This is a genomic window from Mameliella sp. CS4 (genome assembly GCF_019392335.1).
Classification (GTDB): domain Bacteria; phylum Pseudomonadota; class Alphaproteobacteria; order Rhodobacterales; family Rhodobacteraceae; genus Antarctobacter.
The window spans coordinates 1-8617 of sequence record NZ_JAHXRQ010000051.1; the positions used below are offsets into that span (position 1 = coordinate 1).

The window sequence follows — 8617 nt, forward strand, 5'->3', positions numbered from 1 at the left end:
TCCCACATCGACAACCAGACGTTGACAAGACATCGTATCACATGATGCTGCGATGCATCCGAGGTCTCCTTCGAGCCCAAAGCCGACGCATCCTCCAATCACAGCATCGGGCAACATGGGCGGAAAACCGACTTTCAAGAGAACAAGAAATCCAACGAATATTCGGGGGCCAACGTAGTCGGATTTCACACCGGCCAAGGCGATCTGGAGGTTCGTCACAACAGTGGGCATTTGGCGGATGATTTGCCGCCTTTTCGCCGCCCCCAGACCGAAAGATGTTTCTAGTTGGAGTTCGTGGTGTTCGCCATTACGCAGAGAAGTTCGAACATGATCGAGGCACCAAGAAAGGCGGTTGCGCCGGACGCGTCGAAGGGGGGAGAGACCTCCACGACATCAGCGCCAACAATATCCAATCCGTCAAGCAAGCGCGCCACTTGAATGGCCTCGAAGGAGTTGGGGCCACCAACCTCGGGCGTACCCGTTCCGGGTGCAAAGGCTGGATCGACGAAATCGATGTCGTAGGACAGGTATGTGGGGCGGCTGCCAACGATCTCGCGGGCCTCGGCCACCACGTCTTCGGGACCACGGGCGTGGAATTCTTCGATCGGGATCACCCGAACGCCGACCGCATCGGCAAAATCGCGGTCTTCGCTGTCGTATGTTGTGCCACGAATGCCGATCTGGACCACGCGTTTCGGGTCGAGGAGCTCTTCCTCAATGGCGCGTCGGAAGGGTGTGCCATGCGTGTACATCGTGCCGCCGAAGTAGCTGTTGAACAGATCGGTATGGCTGTCGAAATGGATCATCGCGAGCGGATCGGGTTTGCCCAGAGCGCGCAGGATTGGCAGCGAGTTGAGGTGGTCGCCGCCTGCGGTGAGCGGCCGGATGCCGGCATCGCGCACGGTACTGAAAAATGCTGTGATCCGGTCCATCGTGTCGTGCAGATCGGCGGGGTTGGGGGCGACATCGCCGAGATCGGCGCAGTTTGCCAACTCGAACGGCCGCACCCCGGTGGCGCCGTTTTGCGCGCGCATCATCGTCGACATGTCACGCATCTGGCGCGGACCATGGCGCGGCCCCGGGCGGTTGGTGGTGCCCGAATCCCACGGCGAGCCAATCAGGCCGATTTCGACGTCCTTCAGCCGGGGATTGTCGAGGTCCACATGCGGCAGCCGCATGAACGTCGGCACACCGGCGAAACGCGGCAGGTCGAAACCGGAGACGGGGTGGAAGAAGGGATCGCTGGCCATAGTGCTCTCCTGTCAGTGCATCACGCTGCCGCCATTCACGCCGAAGCATTGGCCAGTGACGAAGCTGCTATCCGGGCCGGCGAGGACGCAGGCCATTGCGGCGATTTCCTCGGGTCGGCCGAAGCGATGCAGCGGCGTGTCGAGGTCCTTGGCGATCTGGGCCGGGCTCATGCTGGCGGGGCTGGTCATGTCGGTCTCGGTCGAGCCGGGCGCAATGGCGTTCACAAGGATGCCCGGCGCAAGCTCGCGCGCCAGCGTGCGCGTGAGCGCAATCACCGCGCCTTTCGAGGCGGTGTAGGCGGCCATTTCCTCGCGGCCGAGTATGCCAAGATCGCTCGCGATGTTGATGATCCGGCCGCTCTCGTTGCGGCGCACGAAGGCGCGCGCGGCAAGGAAGGTGCCGCGCAGGTTGACCGCGATAACCCGATCGAATTCCGCGACGACGGTTTGGGCCAGTGGGCTCTCGCGCAGGATGCCCGCATTGTTGACCAGGATGTCGGGTGTGCCCAACGCCTGCGCGGCGAGGTCAAAAAACGCCTCGACCTGGGCTTCGTCGGCCACGTCAGCGACGACATCCACACCGTCCGAACGCGCCTTGATCTCGGCCAGTGTCTGCGCGGCTGCTTCGTCGCCGGGATGGCAAAACGCCACCTTGGCGCCGCGTTCGGCAAAGGCAAGCGCAATGGCACGGCCAATCCCGCGCGATCCGCCGGTCACGAGGGCAACCTTCCCTTCGAGGCTCATGACATCACCTCGCCCCGGTCGACGTTGATCGCCTGACCGGTGATATTGGCCCCGCCCGAGGAGGCGAGAAACATGTAAGGATCGGCCATGTCGTCGGGCTCCATCAGCCCGTCGATCGCCTGCGCCGCCATGATCTCGGCTTCAACCTCGGCTTCGCTGCGCCCGCTTGCCTCGGCCAATTCGCGCAACGAATTCATCGCCGGGCCTGTCTTCACCCAGCCCGGGCAGATCGCGTTCACGCGGATGCCGCGCGGGCCAAGCTCTTGCGCCCAGGTGCGCGCAAGCCCCACCAGCGCGTGCTTGCTGGCCACGTAGGCCGAAAACCCCGGCACCGCGGTGCGGGACCAGATCGAGGCGGTGAGAATGATCCGCCCGCCATCGGGAATGCGGGTCACCAGCGTATCGGTCACATTCTGCGTGCCTGTCACGTTGATCGCAATGATGCGTTCGAAGGTATCGTTGCCGCCCGGATTTTCCCCACTCAGCGGCGTCGGCCGCTCCAACCCGGCGTTGTTGATCAGCACGTCGACCTGTTCGATATCGGCCAGACGTTCGGTGACCATGGCCGCATCGGCGATGTCGCACTCGATTGCGCGCACCCGCCCGGGCAGGGCCTTCGCCGCCTCGTGGATCGCCGCGGTGTCGGACAGGATGGTCAGATCGGCGCCGGCCTTCGCCAAGCCTTTCGCCACCCCGAAGCCGATCCCGCTGCTCGCCCCTGTGATCAGGACCCGCTTTCCGGTTAAGTCGAACGTAAGGCTCATTCTATTCCACGCCCTTCTTCGCGCATCAGGTGCATCAGCTTGCTTTCCAACTCGGCGTAGCCGTCAAGCTTCACCGCGCGCTCCTTGTCACCGATCCGTTTGCCGTTTTTGAAGGCCGGCACGATCTCTTCCTTTACCCGGCCCGGGTGGCTTGAGAGAAACACGATCTTGTCGGCGAGGAAGATCGCTTCCTCCAGGTCGTGGGTGACGATTACCATCGTTGTGTTGGTCTTTTCCGCGACATCGATCATCAGTTCCTGCATGAGCCAGCGCGTCTCGGCATCGAGCGCGCCGAAGGGTTCATCCATCAGCAGAACTTCCGGGTCGTTGGCGAGGGTGCGGGCAATGGCCACGCGTTGGCGCATGCCGCCGGAAAGCTGAGAGGGGTAGGCGTCGGCAAACTTGCCGAGCCCCACTAGGTTGATGAAATGCTCCGCTCGCTCGTGCCGTTCAGCCGGGGCGACACCGTTGATCTTCATGCCGAACTCGACGTTCCTGCGCACCGAGAGCCAGTCGAACGATGTGTAGGCCTGAAACACCATGCCCCGGTCGCGGCCCGGCCCGTCGACGGTGCGCCCCCCGATCACGATTTCGCCCGAGGTTGGGGTTTCGAGCCCGGCCATCATCCGAAGGATCGTCGACTTGCCGCAGCCGGAGGGGCCGAGCAGAACGCAGATCGAGTTGCGCTCGACCGCGAAGTTGATGTCTTTCACGGCCGTCACGCTACGGCCCGCGCCAAGATCGAAGGCCTTGGTGATTTGGCGGATTTCCAATGCGGCGTCCACGGTCATTATCGGGCCTTTCGCAGGTAGGGGAAGGCCCAGCGGTGCAGGGCGGCAAACAGAAGATCGAAGCCAAGCCCGAGCACCCCGATGACGATGATGCCCGAGAGGATCTCGTCGGTATTCAGGAAGCGGCGGGCGCGCATCATCATCGCGCCGATGCCGGTGGTGGAGGCGACGATCTCGGCGATCACGAGGTAGGTCCAGGCCATCGCCAGCATCTGGCGCAGGGCCACGGTGATGTCGGGCAGGACGGCGGGGAAGATCACGCGGGCAACCACGGTGCCGCGCCCGGCGCCGAGGGTGAGTGCGGTTTCCACCAGCTCTTCACGCACGTTCTTGGTGTGATCCATGATCAGCGTGATCAGGAAAAAGATGACGCCGATGAAGAGAAGCGCGAGTTTCGGGGCTTCACCCGTGCCAAACCACATCAGCAGGATCGGGATGAAGGAGGGGGCCGGCAGGTAGCGCCAGGCCGAAACGAAAGGGGAGAAGATCGCCTCGATTGCCGGGAAGCTGCCCATCAGCACGCCGAGCGGCACCGCGACGGCGGCGGCCATGGCGAAGGCGCCAATCACGCGGCTGATCGAGATCAGAACGTCGCTGGCGAAGCCGCGACCAAAGAAAAGCTCGAAGGTCGTCGCGAACACCTGTTGCGGTGCGGGCACCAGCAATTCGTTCACCATCCCTGTGGATGAGGCGAAGACCCAAACCCCGAAAAAGACCACCCAGATCCCGAGGGCCGAGATCAGGCTTTGGCGCCGGCTCACGGGCTTTCGCAGCTGGAAGAACGGTGTCTTGGAACTGGATGCTGGCACGGCCTCGCTCCGGTCTGAGTGAAGGAGGGAGCGCCCGAGCGGGCGCTCCCGGTCGCGTTAGTTTGCCGTCAATGCCTGGCGATAGCCAGAGGCGGCAAGGTCGCCCATCAGGCTGCAATCGATGCCGGCGGTGGCATCGACCTTGTTGGTCATCAGGCCGAGCTTGATCCACCAGTCGTTGGTGAGGGCGATCGAGTCTGCCATTGAGCCATTGGCCATGCCGAACGGGCCGTCACCGTCGATCACACCGCACAGGCGAGCGGATTCGTCGAAGTCGAGCATGTAGATGCCGCCCTCGAAGTCTTTGCCGTTGGTGCCGATCACGTAGCCGATGTCTTCTTCCGGCCACTGCAGGAATTCGGCGAGCAGCTTGTTGGTTTCTTCAACGTTGGCGCTCCAGTAGCCAAGGCCATCCCACCGCGCCTTGAGCACGGCGAGGGCCGCATCACGGTCATCGCTGATGAAGTTCTTGTTCATGTAGAGCGCATCCATGAAGATGCCGGTCTGGAGCACGTCGGCGTCGCCGGTGTTGACGATCGACGAAGCCCCGGGCTTGGCTTCGAGCACCTTCGAGATCCAAGGCTCATACATGTAGGCCGCGGCGAGATCGCCCGACATCATCGGCCCAACGGCCTCGTCGGCGTTGAGGTTCACCCATTCGACCTGGTCCGGCGTGATGCCTTCCGAATCGAGCCATATCCCCATCAGGAGATGGCCGATATAGGCCTGCGGCGCGGCCACCTTTTTGCCCGGCAGATCGGCCGGAGTGACATCGGGCGACAGGATGATGTGATCCACCCCGTAGGACGGGTTGAGGTAGGCCACGTTGACCACATCGGTGCCGCGGTCGACGACCAGCGGCGTGTAGTCGGCGGTGCAGCCGTAGACGTCGAGCTGGCCGGCGGCGAGCGCCGCATGGCCGCCGAGCGGGTCTTCGAAAATGGTGATGTTGAGATCGTAGTCGGGGATCAGGTCTTTCTGGCGGGCGACTTCAAGCATCGCGTAGCCGGGCCACGAGACGCAGATACCGACATTGACGGTTTCGGCAGCCGCCGCGCCGACGCCGCCCCCCGCCACAATGGCCGCAGCCGCGGCGATGGTCTGAATTGGGCGCATTGTCTTACCTCGCAAGTTGGCGTGTTTTCCGTTTGTGATGCTAAATTTTGTATCCGCTAAAAACTTTTATGCAATAAAAATTTTTGCTTGACCAAAGTTGCGCCTTGGCTGAAAGTCGCTCGCAACCCAAGGAGGAAAAGGTGAGCAGCCTGCGTGCACGACAAAAAGAAGACCGGCGCAACCGCATCGTGTCTTCGGCGAAAACTCTTTTTAAAAAGAAGGGTTACGAGAAGACGACGATTGAAAGTATCGCCGTCGCCGCCGGTGTGTCAGGCGTGACTGTCCATAACTACTATGGCACCAAGGCTGGCGTTCTTCTGGCGCTGGTGATCGAAAGCGATAAGCAACTGATCGCGCGTCTCAACGAATCGCTGCCGCGCAACGAAAGCGATATCGTCTCGCTCGCGGTCGCTTTCGCGCGCGAGGTGATGGATCATGCGATTGCGAATCTCGAAAAGGATATCTGGCGGCAGGTGATCGCGGCCGTAACAACCGAGGCAGGCACCCGTCTCAGCACCGCGTATTCCCAGCTCGACGACCAGCTGGCTCATGTGCTTGTGCGCCGGATCGAGGCCGCCCAGGCGGCGGGCGCCCTGCCCGACCACCTGAATCCCGTGCATCTCGGGCGTGCATTGTTCCAGCTTCAGAACGCGCGTTTCATTGAATTCATCTCCTCCGACGCCATGACCCAGGACGAGATCGAAACCCGTCTGCGCCACGACCTCGTTGCGCTGTTCTCAGTCTGTGCCTCGGCACCCTCGACTTGACCGCCACCCCATTCAACCCAGCGGAGACGCCCATGTTCCTTAACCCGATCGACTGGCCCGAAGGCAAGAAGAGCGCCGCTTGCGTGACGTTCGACATCGACGCCGACTCGCTGATCCGCACCGCCCGGCCCGACGATGCAGAGCTGCGCCTGCAACCGATCTCGATGGGCCGCTACGGCCCCACCGTCGCCGTGCCGCGTATCCTCGCGAGCTATCGTCGGCTGGGGCTGACCCAGACCTTCTTCATGCCGGCCTGGGTGATGCAGACCTATCCCGCCACGGTTGAGGCGATCTTGAAAGACGGCCACGAGATCGGACACCATTCATGGATGCATGAAGACCCGATGGGCCATTCCGACGAGGTCGAGGCCGAGCTGTTCGAGCGCGCAATGGAGGTGCACGTCCGCATGACCGGGCGCAAACCGCGCGGCTACCGCGCCCCAGTCTACGCGATCACACCGGCCATGGTCGACCGGTTGATCGCGAACGGCTTTCTTTACGACAGTTCGATGATGGCCGACGATCTGCCGTACCGCGTCGAAACGCCCAAAGGCAGTCTCATAGAGGTCCCACCGCACTGGGGCACCGACGATTGGCCACCCTTCGCGCATTTCGAGGAAATCGACTACCTGATGCCGGTTCGTGCGCCCTCGGATGGAATCCGGGCCTTCGCCGAGGAATTCGACGCGATGTACGAGGCCGGCGGGTTCTGGATGCCGGTGCTGCACCCCTTCCTCACCGGACGTCTCGCCCGCTGGCGCGAAATGGAAAAGCTGATAGAGCGTGCACTCGAGACAGGCAACGTTTGGTTCGCGCCGATGGAGGCGATTGCTTCGCACGCGTTGGAGAACCGCAAGACACTGCGAGTCGAAAGGCTCGAAGACTACGCGGCAGCCGGGACGTCATAAGACGCAAGGAATCCGCACCCGGGCCGTTTTCCAGCTACCGCGTCCGCAGGGCGAGTCTACCGGTCGATTTCAAACTCACGCTTCGACAGGAATTCACGAATGTCGAGCGAGGATTTTTCGTCCATAGACACATAGACCAGCGGCATGTTGGTACGTTCGCGCACCATTCGCAGGGGAACGGCAAGTAGCTTGGCTCGCGTGAGCCGAAAGACGGCGCGGCGGTGCCCACCTGCCACTCGGTCTTGGGCTCGACGTCGACCAGTTCGAGCGCCTTCGCGCCGCACTGCCGCGGGCGTTCGAACGGGACGCCCGCGCGCTTGACGTAGCTGGACTTGTCGGCTCCCTCCAAAAAACCGTCGATGAATTGCGTGGTCAGAACCTGGGGTCCGCGCCCTCATACTCGGGATGCATATGGCTGTGCAGGTGATCGCCGTGCGCGTGGTTGTGGCCGGCGCCGCGCATGATCGCTTAGGGCCGATTTTGTTGAAAAACTCAGTATCCCGCCTGAAAGGACCGAATTGGCAGAACTTTTTCCCGCGAAGGCGCCCCATCGCAAACTACGTATGCCGAACAGCTATCTGCGAGAACAAAGTTCCAGATTTTCAAAGCAAATTTCGAGTTGCAGAGTTTTTCAACACAATCGGCCGAAAGCCGTCCCAATTGGTGAACCGCTCGACGACCGGTTTGTCCGCACTGCTGTCGTTCGAGGATCCAAGATGCTGAACCATGTACGGATGACCGGTCTGGTGAAGCCGCAGCGCAGCATCGGGTCGGCCAACCAACGTCCGGAGTGGGCCGTCACTCCCTCCCTTTTATCCAAACAGGGCGACGGGACCCGCCGGCCTGCGGCGTCTTCTCTGCTTTCCCCTCACCGACACGGGACCAGAACCCTGATTTCCGGTGGTGCGCCTTCTTGAGTTCGGCAATATAGCTGGCGTGGCAGGGAATTTCGCCGGAGCGGGCGGCATCGGTGTCTTCTGCCAGCAGGGCCAGTTTCGCGAGGTATGTCGCACCGTGTCCATAGGCCTTGGAACGCGCGCGGGCGAGGATGTCGTCCAGAAGAGCCCGGTATAGGATCGTCGCCGCCAGCGGATGATCATGCTCCAGAAGCGCCGCGACCCTGGGCAGGGTATGCCAATCGCCGCCGTCCCAGCGATCCGGATGCATGACGATCAGCTTGGCCGCCAGATCCAGCCGGGGCCAGTCGAGAAAGAACTGCAAGGCCGCCTCGGGCGTGGCCTTTTCCAGGGCATAGGCATGGGCGCGGTCTTTGGCCTCGATGTCTTCGAAATCCGGCAATTGGTCGAGGTGGTCCCGCAGGATCTCAGCCGACAGGGTAGCCTCGAAGCACCGCCAACGCAGGGCTTGTGCGGCAGGTGCGTCATCCAGGGCCTCCAGGATGCGCGCCTCCAGGCTGACCCGTGGCGGGGACATATCCCCCTCACCCTCAACAAAAGAGAGCCGCCCC

At 62.4% G+C, this 8617-nt stretch carries 10 protein-coding genes; 3 read left to right on the top strand and 7 right to left on the bottom strand.

Annotated features, from left to right (window positions below; translation table 11 throughout):
* Positions 1 to 281 precede the first annotated feature (281 nt).
* From speB to KZZ07_RS26185, 6 genes are all read right to left on the bottom strand, one after another.
* Positions 282 to 1250, bottom strand: coding sequence for an agmatinase (speB, locus tag KZZ07_RS26160; protein WP_219519725.1), 969 nt, complete (start codon positions 1248 to 1250; stop codon positions 282 to 284).
* Positions 1251 to 1262: 12 nt separating this feature from the next.
* A complete protein-coding gene (locus KZZ07_RS26165; protein WP_255564611.1) occupies positions 1263 to 1994 on the bottom strand; it encodes an SDR family NAD(P)-dependent oxidoreductase in 732 nt (243 codons plus the stop codon).
* Entirely contained in the window at positions 1991 to 2758 is a 768-nt protein-coding gene (locus KZZ07_RS26170; protein ID WP_219519731.1) for an SDR family NAD(P)-dependent oxidoreductase, read from the bottom strand. Before KZZ07_RS26170 ends, KZZ07_RS26165 begins: the two co-directional genes overlap by 4 nt.
* Entirely contained in the window at positions 2755 to 3549 is a 795-nt protein-coding gene (locus tag KZZ07_RS26175) for an ABC transporter ATP-binding protein (protein ID WP_219519733.1), read from the bottom strand. The genes KZZ07_RS26170 and KZZ07_RS26175 overlap by 4 nt, the downstream gene beginning before the upstream one ends.
* The gene (locus tag KZZ07_RS26180) at positions 3549 to 4310 is read right to left on the bottom strand and encodes an ABC transporter permease (RefSeq protein ID WP_370631268.1); all 762 of its coding nucleotides are present in this window, start codon (positions 4308 to 4310) and stop codon (positions 3549 to 3551) included. Before KZZ07_RS26180 ends, KZZ07_RS26175 begins: the two co-directional genes overlap by 1 nt.
* 105 nt (positions 4311 to 4415) lie before the next feature.
* Complete coding sequence (locus KZZ07_RS26185; protein WP_219519741.1) at positions 4416 to 5474, bottom strand: ABC transporter substrate-binding protein; 1059 nt, start codon at positions 5472 to 5474, stop codon at positions 4416 to 4418.
* A gap of 140 nt (positions 5475 to 5614) precedes the next feature.
* Here KZZ07_RS26185 and KZZ07_RS26190 point away from each other — a divergent pair, with 140 nt between their 5' ends.
* The 3 genes from KZZ07_RS26190 to KZZ07_RS26200 all read left to right on the top strand — a co-directional run bounded on the left by KZZ07_RS26190 (position 5615) and on the right by KZZ07_RS26200 (position 7872).
* Positions 5615 to 6241, top strand: coding sequence for a TetR/AcrR family transcriptional regulator (locus KZZ07_RS26190; protein WP_219519743.1), 627 nt, complete (start codon positions 5615 to 5617; stop codon positions 6239 to 6241).
* A 32-nt stretch (positions 6242 to 6273) separates the two neighbouring features.
* Positions 6274 to 7149, top strand: coding sequence for a polysaccharide deacetylase family protein (locus KZZ07_RS26195; protein ID WP_219519746.1), 876 nt, complete (start codon positions 6274 to 6276; stop codon positions 7147 to 7149).
* Between the two features lie 417 nt (positions 7150 to 7566).
* Complete coding sequence (locus KZZ07_RS26200; protein WP_219519749.1) at positions 7567 to 7872, top strand: hypothetical protein; 306 nt, start codon at positions 7567 to 7569, stop codon at positions 7870 to 7872.
* A gap of 75 nt (positions 7873 to 7947) precedes the next feature.
* Here KZZ07_RS26200 and KZZ07_RS26205 read toward each other — a convergent pair.
* Positions 7948 to 8617: DUF6880 family protein (locus KZZ07_RS26205; RefSeq protein WP_370631269.1), on the bottom strand; the 670-nt coding region annotated here is incomplete at its 5' end.